Source organism: Mesorhizobium waitakense (assembly GCF_056431085.1).
Genome location: NZ_JBWKME010000192.1, coordinates 17225 through 34098 on the forward strand (window position 1 = coordinate 17225; position 16874 = coordinate 34098).

The window sequence follows — 16874 nt, forward strand, 5'->3', positions numbered from 1 at the left end:
ACCCAAGCGACGATAAAAGACGGGTCTTCCTTCCCGTCATGCGCCGCCCTTTATTGCTTTCGGCCGCGCCCGGCATTTGTCGCATCCCGCCGATATATTTTCCCCAAAGCAGATTCAGAGTCCGTCTATGCAAGAAATGAAACTCGCAGAGTTCAAGAACAAGAAGCCACCAGAGCTGATCGCTTATGCCGAATCGCTCGAGGTCGAGAACGCCAGCGTCATGCGCAAGCAGGAGCTGATGTTCGCTATCCTGAAGAAACTGGCCGCCCAGGAGATCGAGATCATCGGTGACGGTGTTGTCGAGGTGCTGCAGGACGGTTTCGGTTTCCTGCGCTCCGCCAATGCCAACTATCTGCCCGGTCCCGACGACATCTACATCTCGCCCTCGCAGATCCGCCGCTTTTCGCTAAAGACAGGCGATACGGTCGAAGGGCCGATCCGCAGCCCTAAGGAGGGCGAACGCTATTTCGCCCTGCTAAAGGTCAACACCATCAATTTCGACGATCCCGAAAAGATCCGTCACAAGATCCACTTCGACAATCTGACGCCGCTCTATCCGACCAAGCGGCTGAAGATGGAGATCGACAATTCGACCAGCAAGGACATCTCGCCGCGCGTGATCGACCTGGTGGCGCCCATCGGCAAGGGACAGCGCGCGTTGATCAACGCGCAACCGCGTACCGGCAAGACGGTTCTGATGCAGAATATTGCCCACTCAATTACTGCCAACCATCCGGAATGCTATCTGATCGTGCTGCTGATCGACGAGCGGCCGGAGGAAGTCACCGACATGCAGCGCTCGGTGAAGGGCGAGGTTATCTCCTCGACCTTCGACGAGCCGGCGGTGCGTCACGTCCAGGTCGCCGAAATGGTGATCGAGAAAGCCAAGCGCCTGGTCGAGCATGGCCGCGACGTCGTCATCCTGCTCGATTCGATTACCCGCCTCGGCCGTGCCTACAACACGGTTGTGCCGTCATCCGGCAAGGTGCTGACCGGCGGTGTCGACGCCAATGCTTTGCAGCGGCCGAAGCGCTTCTTCGGTGCCGCCCGCAACATCGAGGAAGGTGGCTCGCTGACCATCATCGCGACTGCCCTGATCGACACCGGCAGCCGCATGGACGAAGTCATCTTCGAAGAGTTCAAGGGCACCGGCAACTGCGAAATCCAGCTCGATCGCAAGGTTGCCGACAAGCGCATCTATCCGGCCATGGACATTTTGAAGTCCGGTACCCGCAAGGAGGACCTTCTGGTCTCCAAGCAGGACCTGCAGAAGATCTTCGTGCTGCGCCGCATCCTGGCGCCGATGGGGACCACCGACGCGATCGAGTTCCTGATCGACAAGCTCAAGCAGACCAAGACCAATGCGGATTTCTTCGATTCGATGAACACGTAACGGTTGGCCGAAACATCCGGCCTATGCATCAAACCCCATTCCGGCAAACCGGGATGGGTTCATTGTCCGGGATCAGGTCGCATCCCCGATACGGCGTGGCCGTATGTGGCAGCGGACTCCCTCTTCCGCGCGGAAGGCGAGGTTTCGTGATCCTATTGGCGACGCAAGAGGTGTGCGAGCTCTTTGGGATTCGTCACAACGGGAAGGCAGACTTGACCGGTGCAGAGCCAGGCACCCGGCCTGTCGGTCGGCGGCAGGAATCCACCGGGCAGCACGGGTCGATTCGCTTCCGAACCGATAGAAACGATAATGTCGACCCGACGCGGATCGGGGTTTCGATTCGCAACCGGAACAAGTTCAGGATTGGTCGGATCATCAATTAGCACCAGCTTAAGCGGCTCGATCGCCAGCGCACAGGCGTTGACGATGCCTGCCTGGCCATAGGCCTGCTGCGCGGCTCGGCCGGCGGCATGCTCGGCGACCTTCCAGGCCTTCCCCGGCAGGTCGAGGTCGCCGGTGACGGACGCGAGCCGGACCAGCGCTTCGATAATCTGTCCGGTGGCGGAAGGAATGGCCTCGTCGACGTCGCCCCGGATGCGGATCGGCACGTCGGTGCTGTCGGAAGCGGTCAGATAGTAGCCGGTGCTGTCGGCGTCGGCGTGCCAGAGGTCGAGCTGTTCGACAAACCGGCTGGCCTGCTCGACGTAGCTCCATTCGCCGGTGGCTTCGAACAGCACGATCGCCGCATTGGCCATGGCGGCGTAGTCGCTGGACAGCGCTGGGAACAATTTCCTCGCGCCGAGCATCGAATGCGGCAAGCGGTTGTCGCGGCTGGCGGCGTTGATATGGGCAAAGGCGTTTGCCGCCGCGTCGACCCAGTCACGCCGCGACAACGACCGGCCGGCCTCGGCAAGGGCTGCAATCATCAGGCCATTCCAGTCGGTGAGGGTCTTTGCGTCGAGGCCCGGCCTGACCCGCCCTTCCCTTATGGCGAGAAGTTTCGCTTTGAGCGGCACGAGTTGGTTGCGATCGACCACACTTTGGGTTTGCTGCGAGCCGGTTTGATGGACCACCGGCTTGCCTTCCCAGCCATGCGGGCTGGAGAGCGTGAAGTATTTGAAAAACAAAGCGGAATCGTTGCCAAGTGCGGCTTCGATCTCTTCCCTGCTCCAGGTGTAGAACAGTCCCTCCTCGCCGTCGCTGTCGGCGTCGAGGCTGGCAGCAAAGGCGTCGCCGTCGACACGCATTTCGCGCAGCAACCAGTCGATGGTGTCTTCGATTCGTATCCGGAACAAATCATTGCCGCTCGCCGCATAGGCCCAGTTGCAGAAGCGAACGAGCTGGGCATTGTCGTAGAGCATCTTTTCGAAATGCGGCACCAGCCATTCCGCGTCGGTCGAATAGCGGCTGAGCCCGCCGCCGATATGGTCGTAGATGCCACCGCTCAGCATCCGGTCGAGGCTGAGCAGGACATCGTCACGATGTGTGGAATTGCCATCGCGCAGCCAGGACAGCCAGAGCGTGAGCATGAACGGCGCATTCGGGAATTTCGGCGCGCCGCGCAGGCCGCCGAGATCGCGGTCGATCATGCCGTCGATGCCCCTGGCAAGGCCTTCCAACGTGTCGCGATCAAGCACTGTTTTGGCATGCGAACCGGCGAGGCGCGCCTCGACATGCGTGGTCAGGCCGTCAGCGCTCTGGTTCAGGCTCGCCCTCTTCTCCCGCCAGGCCTTGTCCACCGCTTGCATCACCTGGATGAAGCCTGGGCGGCCGTAACGTGGCTCGCGCGGAAAATAAGTGCCGCCCCAAAACGGCTTGCCGTCCGGCGTCAGGAACATGGTCAACGGCCAGCCGCCCTGCTCGCCCATCGAAGACAGGGCGGCCATGTAAATCTGGTCGATGTCCGGCCGCTCCTCGCGGTCGACCTTGATATTGACGAACAGACGGTTCATGACAGCGGCGACGTCGTCGTTCTCGAAGCTTTCGTGCGCCATGACATGGCACCAGTGGCAAGCGGCATAGCCGACCGAGAGCAGGATCGGCCTGTCCAGTGCCCTCGCCTCTTCAAGCGAAGCCGGCGACCAGGCCCGCCAATGGACGGGATTGCCGCTGTGCTGCTGCAGATAGGGGCTGGCTTCTTCGCCAAGCAGGTTTTGCGGAGGCAATGTCACGATGAGGCACTCGGCGATGCGATTGAACGGGCAAAGCTAGGGCAGTGCGGCAGAGCGGGCAAATGATTTCAAGGGATTCGATTGTCGCGCTGTCGAGCGGCCGGCTTCCTGCCGGCGTTGCCGTCATCCGCATTTCCGGCCCGCAGACTCGATTCGTAGTCGAAACGATCGCCGGCAGCATGGTTAAGGACCGGGCGACGGTTTTGCGCAAGTTCCGAGCGCCTGATGGTGCCGTGCTCGACAGCGGCCTGATTGTCTTTTTTCCCGGCCCGGCAAGCTTTACAGGCGAGGATGTGGCGGAGTTCCACGTTCATGGTGGGCGCGCGGTGGTGGCCAGGATGCTGGAGACGATCACCGGCTTCGACGGTGTCAGGCATGCTGATCCCGGCGAATTCACCCGTCGCGCCTTCCTCAATGACAAGGTCGACCTGGTCGAAACCGAGGCGCTGGCCGATCTCGTCAACGCCGAAACCGAGGCGCAGCGGCGCTTTGCGGTCCAGAATGCGGAAGGTGTTCAGAGCGAGCTCTATTTGAGTTGGCGCAGCCGGCTGATCCACGCCCGCGCCATGATCGAGGCCGAGATCGACTTTGCCGACGAGGATGATGTGCCAGGTTCCGTTTCGGATACGGTCTGGTTTGACGTACGGGCGATGATCGACGAGATCGACCGGCACGTTGCGGGATTTCGCGCCGCCGAAATCATCCGTGATGGGTTCGAGGTCGTGATTCTCGGTGCGCCCAATGCCGGCAAATCGAGTCTGTTCAACGCCTTGGCGCGGCGCGATGCCGCTATTGTAACGGATGAGCCGGGCACAACCCGCGACCTGCTCGAGGTGGTGTTGGATCTGGAGGGGCTGCGCGTCAGGTTGACCGACACCGCCGGGCTGCGCGAGGCGGCTGGGAAGGTGGAGGCGATCGGCATCGAGAAGGCAAGGGCCAAGGCGGACCGAGCCGATCTGTTGCTGCTGTTGCAGGACGTCGCTGAGCCGCAGGCGGTGGCTTCGATCCCGTCGGCGATTCCGGCCTTGCAGGTCGGCACCAAGCGAGACCTTTTGAATAGCCAAGCGGCTGCCAGTGCGGACAGGCACTACGATTTCGTGATCTCGGTCGTCGATGGGGCCGGCGTTGACGCGTTGTTGGCGGAAATCGGCTGGCGCGCAGCGCGTGCTGCCGGCAGCGCCGGCGATATTCTGCCGTCGCGCTTGCGCCATGTCGAGTTACTGGGCGAAGCAAACCGCCACCTGCGCCGGGCGGTTGACGGCCGGGTCATCGGGCAGGAGCTGCGGGCCGAGGAGTTGCGGCTCGCCGCCGACCGGCTCGGCCGAATCGTCGGCGCCATCGACGTGGAGGACATGCTGGACGTGATTTTCGCGCAGTTCTGCATTGGGAAATGACTCACGTGAAACATTGGCAGCGCATCGCTGTGGCGACCTCTTTGATTCACGTGAAACGCAGTCGCGGACGCTGGCGCTGCCCCTCATTGCCCTACCGGGCGCTCGTCGTTCGAGCGGACCACTCCTCAACTCCCCGTATAGCGACGGGGAGAAAGAGGCTGGCCGCTGCGCCGGCGCCTTTTCTGCGGCGCTGACAATTGGCGAAACCATTGATGACAGCGGCCCTCGTCATTATACGGGGAGAGGATGCCGGCAGGCAGGTGAGGGGCAGAGCCAAGCTGTGATTGCCCCTGCTGTTGGAGCGCGGATTCCCGTGAAACATGGCGAAGACTCGCCACAGGGGTGTCTCACGCGAAACGAGCCGCGGAGTTTTCTTGACAGCATCGCCTTGGGGGGACATGTGTCGCTCAATCTTTTTCTAGTCCAGGACGTTTTTTGGAAATGACCGATCACTATGATGTGGTTGTGGTGGGTGGCGGCCATGCGGGTTGCGAGGCGGCGAGTGCAGCGGCGCGTGCCGGCGCCAGCACCGTGCTTGTGACGCTGCGCTTCGACACGATTGGCGTGATGTCGTGTAACCCGGCCATCGGCGGTCTCGGCAAGGGCCATCTGGTTCGCGAGATCGATGCCATGGACGGGTTGATGGGGCGGGTGGCTGATGCCGCCGGCATTCAGTTCCGCCTGCTCAACCGTCGCAAGGGGCCAGCGGTACGCGGGCCACGCACTCAAGCGGATCGCAAACTCTATCGCCTTGCCATGCAAGAAACAATTCGGCTCCAGAACGATCTCGACGTGATCGAGGGCGAGGTTCTCGACTTCGAGATCGTCGATGGGCGGATCGCGGCTGTTCTGCTGGCCAACGGCCTGCGGCTCGCCTGTGGCGCCGTCGTTTTGACGACCGGGACCTTCCTGCGTGGCCTCATCCACATCGGCGACAAGAAGATCGTCGCCGGCCGCATGAACGAGCAGGCGAGCATTGGCCTGTCAGCGACGATGGGCCGCGTCGGCTTCCAGCTCGGCCGGCTGAAGACCGGCACGCCGCCACGGCTGGACGGGAAGACCATCGATTGGGCGTCGCTGGATCGCCAGGCGGCGGATGAGGATCCGGTGCCGTTCTCGCTGATGACCGATCGCATCGAAACACCGCAGATCGAGTGCGGCATCACCCGCACGACCGCGGCGACGCATGATTTGATCCGCGCCAATCTTGGCCGGTCGGCGATGTATTCCGGGTCGATCGAAGGTGTCGGGCCGCGCTATTGTCCGTCGATCGAGGACAAGATTGTCAAGTTCGGCGACCGCGACGGGCACCAGATTTTTCTCGAGCCGGAAGGGCTCGACGACGACACCGTCTATCCCAATGGTATCTCGACCTCGTTGCCCCAGGATGTGCAACTGGACATCCTGAAAACCATCCCAGGGCTGGAGCGAGCCATCATGCTGCAGCCTGGCTATGCCATCGAGTATGATCATGTCGATCCTTGCGAGCTGACTACGGGCCTAGAGACCAGGCGCGTCAGTGGTCTCTTTCTCGCCGGGCAGATCAACGGCACCACCGGATATGAGGAAGCAGCGGGGCAAGGACTGCTCGCCGGCCTCAATGCGGCGCGTTGTGCTGCCGGCAGCGAGCAGATCGTGCTCAGCCGCACCGAGGCCTATATCGGCGTGATGGTCGACGATCTGACCAGCCGCGGCATCAGCGAGCCCTACCGGATGTTCACCTCGCGGGCCGAGTTCCGGCTGTCGCTGCGCGCCGACAATGCCGATGAGCGGCTGACGCCCCTCGCCGCCAAGTTGGGGATCGCCTCTGCACAGCGGATGCAGCGCTACGGCAATATGATGCAGCAGCTCGACGAAGCGCGTCAGCTGGCGGTGTCGCTGACCATGACCCCAAACGAGGCGGCGCGGCATGGGCTTGAGATCAACCGGGATGGCGTGCGCCGCTCCGGCTATGAAATGCTGGCCTATCCCGGTGTCGACGTCGGCTGGCTGGCTGGCGTGGAGCCCAAGTTTGCGGCGGTTGATGCTAAAACGGCCGAGCGCCTGGAAACGGAAGCGAAATATTCGGTCTATCTGGACCGCCAGAAGACGGATGTGGCGCAGATCCGGCATGAAGAGAGCCGGCTGATCCCGGAGACAGTCGATTTCGCCGGTGTGCCCGGGCTGTCCAACGAGCTGAAACAGAAGATGCAAGCGCGGCGGCCGCGGTCCATCGCCGATGCCCAGCGCATGGAAGGCATGACGCCGGCCGCGCTGGCGATCATCGTCGCGCATGTGCGCCATGAGGAGAATGCGCAGAGGCCCCAGAGGGACGTTGCGTGAACTCTTTCTCCTGGAAGAGCCTGCAGGACGCGGCCGGTCCGGTTTCACGTGAAACATTCGACCGTCTGGTGACGTTCGAACAGATGTTTCAGAAATGGAACCGCAGCATCAACCTGGTTGCGCAGTCGACGGCAGCCGACGTCTGGCAGCGTCACATCCTGGACAGCGCGCAGCTCGGGCGTATCGAGCCGACCGCGAATCACTGGGTCGATATTGGTTCGGGCGGCGGATTCCCGGGGCTTGTCATGGCCTTCCTGCTTGCCGAGCGCGATGGGGCGAGCATCGATCTGGTTGAAAGCAATCGCAAAAAGGCGTCGTTCCTGCAGACAATCATCGGCCAGTTCGGCCTGACGGCGCGGGTGGTCGCGCGCCGCATTGAAGACAGCCATGCGCTGGTCCCGGCGCCGCAGATCGTCACGGCGCGAGCCTTGGCCTCGCTTTCCACCTTGCTGGACCTGTCGGCGCCTTGGCTGACCTCAGGCGCGCGTGGCCTGTTCCACAAAGGCCGGGATTACCGCGCCGAAGTGCAAGAAAGCGTTCACCGATGGGCCTTCGATCTGGTAGAACATCCAAGCGTGACCGACCCACATGGCGTCATCCTCGAACTGTCGAATCTTCGACCTGTCTGATTTGCTCCAGGCGACCCAAAAATGAATTTCTGGCATAGATCCATGATGAAGAATGGCCCCCGAATCATCACCGTAGCCAACCAGAAGGGCGGCGTCGGCAAGACGACCACCGCCATTAATCTTGCTACTGCCCTGGCGGCGATCGGTGAAAAGGTGCTGATCGTCGACCTCGATCCGCAAGGCAATGCCAGCACTGGCCTCGGCATCGACCGCAAGGATCGGACGGTCTCGTCCTATGACGTGCTGACGGGCGAACTGGATCTGGAAGCCGCAGCGATCCCGACGGCGGTGCCCGGCCTGTCGATCGTGCCGTCGACGCTCGACCTGCTCGGCATCGAGATGGAAATCGCCTCGGCGCCAGACCGGGTGCTGCGGCTACGCAACGCCTTGCGTGCCTCGGCCGACCGTTCGGCTGGTTTTGGCTATGTGCTGATCGACTGCCCGCCTTCGCTCAATCTTTTGACGCTGAACTCGATGGCCGCGGCCGATTCTGTGTTGGTGCCGCTGCAGTGCGAATTCTTCGCGCTCGAAGGCTTGAGCCAATTGCTGGAAACCGTCGAGCAGGTGCGTCGTTCAATCAATCCGGATCTCACCATCCAGGGCATCGTGCTGACCATGTATGACGGCCGCAACAATCTCGCCAACCAGGTGGTGCAGGATGTGCGGGCGCATATGGGCGACAAGGTCTACGAGACCATCATTCCGCGCAATGTGCGGGTGTCCGAGGCGCCCTCGTACGGCAAGCCGGCGATCCTGTACGATCTGAAATGCTCAGGCAGCCAGGCCTATCTGCAGCTCGCGTCGGAAGTGATCCGCCGTGAGCGCAAATTGCGCGCCGCTTGATTAGCCGGAATGCTTAATTAAGAGCCGATTCGATACCGAAACGATCTGGAATATAACTGGAAGTGTTATGAGCGAAGACCTTTCGAGAAAAAGACTGGGGCGGGGACTGGCAGCGTTGATCGGCGAGATCGATCGTCCTGCGGCACCCGAAAAGCCGGGGATGAGCGCCGACGGCAAGGTGCCGATCGAGTTCCTGACCCCAAATCCGAAAAATCCGCGCCGGCATTTCGGCGAGGCCGAGCTCACCGACCTTGCCCACTCGATCCGCGAGCATGGCGTCGTACAGCCGGTGGTGGCGCGGCCGTCGCCGACACAGGCCGGCCGCTACGAGATCATCGCTGGCGAGCGGCGCTGGCGTGCGGCGCAACGCGCCGGGCTGAACGAGATACCGGTCATCATCCGCGAGGTCAACGACCGCACCGCGCTCGAACTGGCGATCATCGAGAACGTCCAGCGCACCGACCTCAACGCGGTCGAGGAAGCGCTTGGCTACCAGCAATTGATCGACGATCATGGCTACACCCAGGCCGATCTCGGCCAGGTGATCGGCAAGAGCCGCAGCCATGTCGCCAACACGCTGCGGCTCTTGAAGCTGCCGGATGTGATCCGCGACATGCTGGTCGACGGCGCGCTGTCGGCGGGCCACGCCCGCACCCTGGTGACGGCGGAGGATCCGGCCGGGCTTGCCAAGCGCATCGTCGAAGAAGGGCTTTCGGTGCGCCAGGCGGAGGCGCTGGCGCAGTTGCCGGCCGGCAGCACGACAAAGGAAGCCAAGCCGGCGGCAAGCCCGGAACAGAAGGACGCCGACACGCTAGCGCTGGAAAAGCTGTTGACCGATACGACCGGGATGATCGTGTCGATCGACCACAAGAGCAAAGGCGGCACGCTTCGTGTCGCGTATCGGTCGCTGGAGCAGCTCGACGAGCTATGCCGCCGGCTGAAGCAGGAGCGGTAGTTAGCCGACAAATATTCTGCTGGAAGGCTGATCTAACAAGGGCTCACTCAAATGGAATTCAATCGTCATTCCAAGTGCTTGGCACGCCAGCGTCGCCCCTCACCTGCCTGCCGGCATCCTCTCCCCGTAAACGGGGCGAGGGACGCTGTCATCACCGGTTTCGACAATCGCCAACGTCGCAGGAATAGCGCCAGCGTAGCGGCCAGCCTCTTTCTCCCCGTTCACGGGAGAAATGCCCAGCAGGGCAATGAGGGGCGGCGCTGACCTCGACGGCTGAGCCGTCAGTCCCAAAACTACCGCTGCGCCAGCCGGCTGCTTTCCACCGCAATGCCAAGCAGTGCTTGGCGCGCCAGTGCGACGGAGAGATCCGGGCACCGCCGCGTCTGCAGCACAGCGGTCTGCAGCCGGGTCAGCGCGCGACCGAGGGCTTCGCTGCTCCAGCGCTCCAGCGCTTTCTCCACCAGCTTGCGCCGCGAGAAAAAAACCGGCGGGCGGGCGGCGGCAACGACCGAGGCGGCGTTGCGGCCGGCAGACTCCATCTGGCCACGCATCGCCTGGATCGCCTGCAACTGCCGCATCGCCGAGGACAGCACCAGGAATGGCTGGCCGCCGGACTGGCAATGCCGGGTGAAGGCGGTGTCGAAATCGCCGACCTTACCTTCGAGCAGTGCGTCGACGGCGTCATCGAAAGAGGCGCCGGACACGTCACCTGACATCGCCCTGACCTCTTCCAGCCCGATCTCCTTCTGGTTATGGGCGTAGAGAATGAGCTTTTCGATCTCGCCGCGTGAGGCCAGCCGGTCGCCGCCGAGGTTGCGGCGCAGTGCCTGTCTTCCCTCCAACGTCATCGACATGCCGGCCTTGCGCAATTCATCGTCGATGACAGCATCGATGTCGCGGGCCTCGTCGGCATAGCAGGGCAGGGCCATGGCGTTGTCCGCCGCCTCGACGATGGCGCGCAGCCCGACGCCCTTCTTGAGATCGCCGGCCTCGATCAGGATGATGGCGTCGCGGGGCGGCTCTGCGGTCAGCGCCTTGACGTCATCGGCCAACGCCTTCTGGCCGCTGGCGTTGCGCACCCACAAGAGGCGCCGGTCGGAAAACATCGGCACGGTGCGCGCCTCGTCGAGCAGCCGGCCCTCGTCGCGGTCAACCTCGGAGCCGTCGAGCCTGACCACCGAGAATGGATCGTCGAGCGGCAGGCCGGTCTTTTCGGCAAAGGCCTTGGCGCGCTCGGCGACGAGCCCGCGATCGGGGCCGTAAAGCAGGACGATCGAGATGCGCTGGTCCGGACGGGCCAGCCAGGAATCGACCTCGAAAGCTTTCTTCTGTGCCATGGGGGGTGGTTAGCATGATGCTGGGGCGGAGTGAACGGTTTCCAGCTTGGGTTTCCTCTCCCCCACCGAAGTGGGGGAGAGGTGGCTCGGCGAAGCCGAGGCGGAGAGGGGGACTGCGCTCTACGAAAGCCCCCTCTCCGTTCGCTTCGCGGCTACCTCGCCCCGGTTCGCGGGGGCGAGGAACCCAGGTCTTGCCACCAATCACCTTATCTGGCCGGAAACATTGCCCAACCTTGTTCCTAATTGCGCATCCCTGCTCAACATCGACAAGAAATTTCGCGGACATATCTTCATGTTGTGCCGGGGAGGCCGGCGCGGCTGGGACCGAGGCCTGAAGGCTTACCCAGACGAATTCGCACTGGTCTGGCAGCGCAGATATGCAAATATCCTTGGCCGGGGAAGTTTAGGCCAGGGAAATTTGGGGCCAGGCAACATTGGAGGACAAAGGTCATGGCCGATGCTGGGATGTTGCGTTTTCACGTTCCGGAACCGGAAGTGCGGCCGGGCGGAACGCCTGACTTTTCCAACGTGCCCATCCCCAAAGCCGGCTCGGTGCCGCGGCCCGACATCGATGTCGATCCGCGCACCATCCGCGACTACGCGTTCTCGATCATCCGGGTGCTGAACCGCAATGGTGAAGCCGTCGGCCCTTGGGCCGGGTTGCTCTCCAGCGACGAGTTGTTGGCCGGCCTGCGTCACATGATGACGCTGCGAACCTTCGATGCGCGCATGCAGATGGCGCAGCGCCAGGGCAAGACGTCGTTCTACATGCAGCATCTGGGCGAGGAGGCCGTGGCCTGCGCCTTCCGCAAGGCACTTGCCCCCGGCGACATGAATTTTCCGACCTATAGGCAGGCAGGGCTGCTCATCGCCGACGGCTATCCGATGGTCACGATGATGAACCAGATCTACTCCAACGAGGCCGACCCGCTGAAGGGCCGCCAATTGCCGATCATGTATTCGTCGAAGGAGCACGGCTTCTTCTCGATCTCCGGCAATCTGGCGACGCAGTATATCCAGGCGGTCGGCTGGGCGATGGCCTCGGCGATCTCGAACGATTCGAAGATCGCCGCCGCCTGGATCGGCGACGGCTCGACGGCAGAATCCGACTTCCATTCGGCGCTGGTGTTCGCCTCCACCTACAAGGCGCCCGTGGTGCTCAATGTTGTCAACAACCAATGGGCGATCTCGACCTTCCAGGGCATCGCGCGTGGCGGCTCAGGCACCTTCGCTGCCCGCGGCCTCGGCTTCGGCATTCCGTCGCTGCGCGTCGACGGCAATGATTATCTCGCCGTCCATGCGGTGGCCAAATGGGCGGCCGAGCGGGCGCGCAGCAATCTCGGGCCGACGCTGGTCGAATATGTCACCTACCGCGCCGGCGCGCATTCCAGCTCGGACGATCCCTCGGCCTACCGGCCAAAGACCGAATCCGACGCCTGGCCGCTTGGCGACCCCATTGTGCGGCTGAAGAACCATCTCATCCAGCTCGGCGTCTGGTCGGACGAGCGGCATGCGCAGGCCGAGGCCGAAATCCTCGACACGGTGATCGCGGCGCAGAAGGAAGCCGAAAGCCACGGCACGCTGCATGCCGGCGGCAAGCCGTCGACGCGCGACATGTTCGAAGGGCTCTATGCCGAGATGCCGCCGCATCTGCGGCGCCAGCGCCAGCAGGCGGGGGTCTGACCATGCCAAGACGGACCATGATCGAGGCGATCCGCGACGCCATGGATGTGTCGATGGGGCGCGACGACAAAGTCGTCGTGTTCGGCGAGGATGTCGGCTTCTTCGGCGGCGTCTTCCGCTGCACGCAAGGTCTGCAGGCCAAGTACGGCAAGAGCCGCTGCTTCGATGCACCGATCAACGAATCCGGCATTGTCGGCTCGGCCATCGGCATGGCCGCCTACGGGCTGAAGCCATGCGTGGAAATTCAGTTTGCCGACTACATGTATCCGGCCTACGACCAGCTGACCCAGGAAGCGGCACGGCTGCGCTACCGCTCGAACGGGGATTTCACCTGCCCGATCGTGGTGCGCATGCCGACCGGCGGCGGCATCTTCGGCGGCCAGACGCATAGCCAGAGCCCGGAAGCGCTGTTCACCCATGTGTCGGGGCTGAAAACCGTGGTGCCATCCAATCCGCATGACGCCAAGGGGCTGCTGATAGCGGCGATCGAGGATCCCGATCCGGTGATCTTCCTCGAGCCGAAGCGGCTCTACAACGGGCCGTTCGACGGCCATCATGACCGGCCGGTGACGCCCTGGTCGAAGCATGAGCTGGGTGAGGTCGCCGACGGCCACTACACCGTGCCGCTCGGCAAGGCGGCGATCCGCCGGCCGGGCTCGGCGGTCACGGTGCTGGCCTACGGCACCATGGTCTATGTCGCGCAGGCGGCTGTCGCGGAGACCGGCATCGATGCCGAGATCATCGATCTCCGCACACTTTTGCCGCTCGACCTCGACGCAATCGTCGCTTCGGTCAAGAAGACCGGGCGCTGCGTCATCGTGCATGAGGCGACGCTGACTTCCGGATTCGGCGCCGAGCTGTCGGCGCTGGTGCAGGAAAACTGCTTCTACCATCTGGAGGCGCCGGTAGCGCGGGTCGCCGGCTGGGACACGCCCTACCCGCATGCCCAGGAGTGGGACTATTTCCCCGGTCCGGCGCGCGTTGGCCGGGCGCTGCTGGAAACCATGGGAGCTTAAGATGGGCGAACACATCATCAAGTTGCCCGATGTCGGCGAAGGCGTCGCCGAGGCAGAGCTCGTCGAATGGCACGTCAAGATCGGCGATATCGTGCGCGAGGACACCGTGCTTGCCGCGGTGATGACCGACAAGGCGACGGTTGAAATCCCGTCGCCCGTCGATGGCGAAATCCTGTGGCTGGGCGCCGAGATCGGCGACACGGTGGCGATCGGCTCGCCGATCGTGCGGCTGAAGGTGGCGGGCGAGGGGAATGTAAAGCCGCAAGGCGGCGACGTTGAAGCGATCGCCGCCGAGCCGCCGGCGAAGCTGCCGACCCCGAAGCCCGAAACTGCCGCACCGGCCGCGAAGGCGCCGCCAAAGGCGGGCGGGACAGACGTGAAACCTGCGCCGGCCGTCTCGAAGAGCCCGCGGCGGCCTTCCGTCTCCGGCGCACCGCGTCCGGAGGGTGAAAAGCCGTTGGCCTCGCCAGCGGTGCGCCTGCGGGCAAAGGAGGCCGGCATCGATCTGCGGCAGGTTTCGGGAAGCGGTCCGGCCGGCCGCATCGGCCACGAAGACATCGAAGCCTTCCTGACGCGCGGCCCGCAGGTTGCCAAGGCGTCCGGCCTCGCCCGCAACGACGCGGTCGAGGACATCAAGGTGGTGGGCCTGAGGCGCAAGATCGCCGAGAAAATGACGCTGTCCAAATCGCGCATCCCGCACATCACCTATGTCGAGGAGATCGACGTCACCGCGCTGGAAGAATTGCGCTCGGCGCTGAACAAGGAAAGGCGCGTGGCCAAGGGGGAGCGGCCGAAGCTGACGTTGCTGCCGTTCCTGATGCGGGCGATGGTCAAGGCGATAGCAGACCAGCCCAATCTCAATTCGCTGTTCGACGACGAGGCCGGCGTCATCCACCAGCACGGCGGCATCCATATCGGCATAGCCGCGCAGACGCCGTCGGGGCTGGTCGTGCCGGTGGTCAAGCATGCCGAGGCGCGCGACATCTGGGAGTGCGGCGCCGAGGTGATCAGGCTTGCCGAGGCGGCCAAGTCGGGCACGGCGACACGCGACGAGCTGTCCGGCTCGACCATCACCATCACCTCGCTCGGCGCCATGGGCGGCGTGGCGACGACGCCGGTCATCAACCATCCGGAAGTGGCGATCATCGGCGTCAACAAGATGATGGTGCGGCCGGTGTGGGACGGCACCCAGTTCATGCCGCGCAAGATGATGAACCTGTCCTCCAGCTTCGATCATCGGGTGATCGACGGTTGGGACGCCGCCGTCTTCATCCAGCGCATCAAGACGCTGCTGGAAACGCCGGCGCTGATTTTTGTGGATTGAAGGAACGATCGAGATGCCGGCGGGACAGCGCCCCCCTCTGCCTTGCCAGGCATCTCCCCCACAAGGGGGGAGATCGGACGTCACACCTGCTTTCGCCAATTTTCGCCGCTTGAGGAGTGAGCGGAGCGCCGATGCAGCCAATCTCCCCCCTCGTGGGGGAGATGTCCGGCAGGACAGAGGGGGGCGCGAAGGATCTCGACGGAGTGTTCTTTCCGATCCAGCGCGACAACGAGTTAGGATGCCACGATGAAAGAAATCTCCTGCAAGCTGCTCGTCATCGGCGCCGGCCCTGGCGGTTATGTCTGCGCCATCCGCGCCGGCCAGCTTGGCGTCGATACGGTGATTGTCGAGGCCGGCAAGCCGGGCGGCACTTGCCTCAATGTCGGCTGCATCCCTTCCAAGGCGCTGATCCATGCGGCGGAGGAGTTCGAGAAGGTGTCCCACATGGTGGGCGGCAACAGCCCGCTCGGCATCTCGGTCACCGCTCCCGTGCTCGATCTTGCGAGGACCGTCGCCTGGAAGGACGGCATCGTAAGCCGGCTCAACAGTGGCGTCGCTGGCCTGCTCAAGAAGGCTGGGGTCAAGACCGTGCATGGCTGGGCGACGTTACGTGACGGCAAGACGGTCGCGGTCGAGACCGAGACCGGCGTGCAGGTGATCCGCGCCGAGACGATCGTCATCGCCACTGGTTCGGCGCCGGTCGAGCTGCCGTTCCTGCCGTTCGGCGACACGGTGATTTCGTCGACCGAGGCGCTGGCCCTGAGCGAAGTGCCGAAGAAGCTCGCGGTCGTCGGTGGTGGCTATATCGGCCTCGAGCTCGGCATCGCCTTCGCCAAGATGGGCGCTGAGGTGAGCGTGGTCGAGGCCTTGCCGCGCGTGCTGGCGCAGTACGATGCCGAGTTGACGCGGCCGGTGGTCAAGCGGCTCGCCGCGCTCGGCATCGAGGTGATGACAGGCGCCAAGGCCAAGGGGACCAAGGGCGGCGCGCTGCTGGTCGAGACATCGGACGGCAAGAGCGCCAAGATTGCCGCCGACAAAATCCTGGTCACCGTCGGCCGCAAGCCCGTGACCGAAGGTTGGGGGCTCGACCAGATCGACCTCGACATGGCGGGAAAGTTCATCCGCATCGACGACCAGTGCCGCACCTCGATGCGTGGCATCTTCGCCATCGGCGACGTCACCGGCGAGCCGATGCTGGCACACCGGGCGATGGCGCAAGGCGAGATGGTCGCCGAGATCGTTGCCGGCCACAAGCGCAGCTGGGACAAGCGCTCAATTCCCGCCGTCTGCTTCACCGATCCCGAGCTGGTGACGGCCGGCCTGTCGCCGGAGGAGGCCAAGGCGTCGGGCGGCGAGATCAAGATCGGCATGTTCCCGTTTGCCGCCAACGGCCGGGCGATGACGAAACTCGGCGAAGACGGTTTCGTCCGTGTCGTTGCCCGCGCCGACAATCATCTGGTGCTCGGCATCCAGGCAGTCGGCCAGGGCGCGTCGGAACTGGCGGCGGCCTTTGGCCTGGCGCTGGAAATGGGCGCAAGGCTGGAGGATATCGCCGGCACCATCCATGCCCATCCGACGCAAGGCGAAGGGTTCCAGGAAGCGGCGCTCAAGGCGCTGGGGCACGCGCTGCATATTTGAAGTGGTGGCTTTCCTCTCCCTCCGGAAGGGGGGAGAGGTGGCGCTGCGAAGCAGCGACGGAGTGGGGGAAGCCGGTCCTCGAAGGCACAGCCGTCGACAGCTCACCACAGGCTGCAATCAGCGCGAGGCATCGCTCCGGCTTGAAATAACAACACCTGAGCCGGTCGAC

General features: G+C 63.6%; 12 protein-coding genes. 10 read left to right on the plus strand and 2 right to left on the minus strand.

Annotated elements, in window-relative coordinates; genetic code table 11:
- Positions 1-127 precede the first annotated feature (127 nt).
- Positions 128-1393 (plus strand): transcription termination factor Rho, encoded by a 1266-nt coding sequence (gene rho / locus AC07FD_RS34675; RefSeq protein ID WP_095083886.1) that lies wholly within the window; start codon positions 128-130, stop codon positions 1391-1393.
- 152 nt (positions 1394-1545) lie between these two features.
- Here the strand turns inward: rho and AC07FD_RS34680 are convergent, their stop codons facing one another.
- The gene (locus tag AC07FD_RS34680; RefSeq protein ID WP_478353476.1) at positions 1546-3564 is read right to left on the minus strand and encodes a thioredoxin domain-containing protein; all 2019 of its coding nucleotides are present in this window, start codon (positions 3562-3564) and stop codon (positions 1546-1548) included.
- A gap of 62 nt (positions 3565-3626) precedes the next feature.
- On the opposite strand from AC07FD_RS34680, the gene mnmE reads away from it, so the two are divergent.
- From mnmE to AC07FD_RS34705, 5 genes are all read left to right on the plus strand, one after another.
- Positions 3627-4958, plus strand: coding sequence for a tRNA uridine-5-carboxymethylaminomethyl(34) synthesis GTPase MnmE (mnmE, locus tag AC07FD_RS34685; RefSeq protein ID WP_478353477.1), 1332 nt, complete (start codon positions 3627-3629; stop codon positions 4956-4958).
- Between the two features lie 441 nt (positions 4959-5399).
- The gene (mnmG, locus tag AC07FD_RS34690; RefSeq protein WP_478353478.1) at positions 5400-7280 is read left to right on the plus strand and encodes a tRNA uridine-5-carboxymethylaminomethyl(34) synthesis enzyme MnmG; all 1881 of its coding nucleotides are present in this window, start codon (positions 5400-5402) and stop codon (positions 7278-7280) included.
- Positions 7277-7909, plus strand: a complete 633-nt coding sequence (rsmG, locus tag AC07FD_RS34695) for a 16S rRNA (guanine(527)-N(7))-methyltransferase RsmG (RefSeq protein ID WP_478353479.1) — start codon at positions 7277-7279, stop codon at positions 7907-7909. Before mnmG ends, rsmG begins: the two co-directional genes overlap by 4 nt.
- 42 nt (positions 7910-7951) lie before the next feature.
- Entirely contained in the window at positions 7952-8752 is an 801-nt protein-coding gene (locus AC07FD_RS34700; RefSeq protein ID WP_095084379.1) for a ParA family protein, read from the plus strand.
- Between the two features lie 67 nt (positions 8753-8819).
- Positions 8820-9707, plus strand: coding sequence for a ParB/RepB/Spo0J family partition protein (locus AC07FD_RS34705; RefSeq protein WP_478353480.1), 888 nt, complete (start codon positions 8820-8822; stop codon positions 9705-9707).
- 293 nt (positions 9708-10000) lie between these two features.
- Here the strand turns inward: AC07FD_RS34705 and holA are convergent, their stop codons facing one another.
- A complete protein-coding gene (gene holA / locus AC07FD_RS34710) occupies positions 10001-11044 on the minus strand; it encodes a DNA polymerase III subunit delta (protein ID WP_478353481.1) in 1044 nt (347 codons plus the stop codon).
- Positions 11045-11494: 450 nt separating this feature from the next.
- Here holA and AC07FD_RS34715 point away from each other — a divergent pair, with 450 nt between their 5' ends.
- From AC07FD_RS34715 to lpdA, 4 genes are all read left to right on the plus strand, one after another.
- Positions 11495-12727: a thiamine pyrophosphate-dependent enzyme gene (locus tag AC07FD_RS34715; protein ID WP_477224795.1), complete on the plus strand. Its 1233-nt coding sequence runs from the start codon at positions 11495-11497 to the stop codon at positions 12725-12727.
- A 2-nt stretch (positions 12728-12729) separates the two neighbouring features.
- Positions 12730-13743: an alpha-ketoacid dehydrogenase subunit beta gene (locus tag AC07FD_RS34720; RefSeq protein ID WP_095083894.1), complete on the plus strand. Its 1014-nt coding sequence runs from the start codon at positions 12730-12732 to the stop codon at positions 13741-13743.
- Between the two features lies 1 nt (position 13744).
- Positions 13745-15067, plus strand: coding sequence for a dihydrolipoamide acetyltransferase family protein (locus tag AC07FD_RS34725; RefSeq protein ID WP_478353482.1), 1323 nt, complete (start codon positions 13745-13747; stop codon positions 15065-15067).
- Between the two features lie 246 nt (positions 15068-15313).
- Positions 15314-16705 (plus strand): dihydrolipoyl dehydrogenase, encoded by a 1392-nt coding sequence (gene lpdA, locus AC07FD_RS34730; RefSeq protein ID WP_478353483.1) that lies wholly within the window; start codon positions 15314-15316, stop codon positions 16703-16705.
- Positions 16706-16874: the final 169 nt, after the last annotated feature.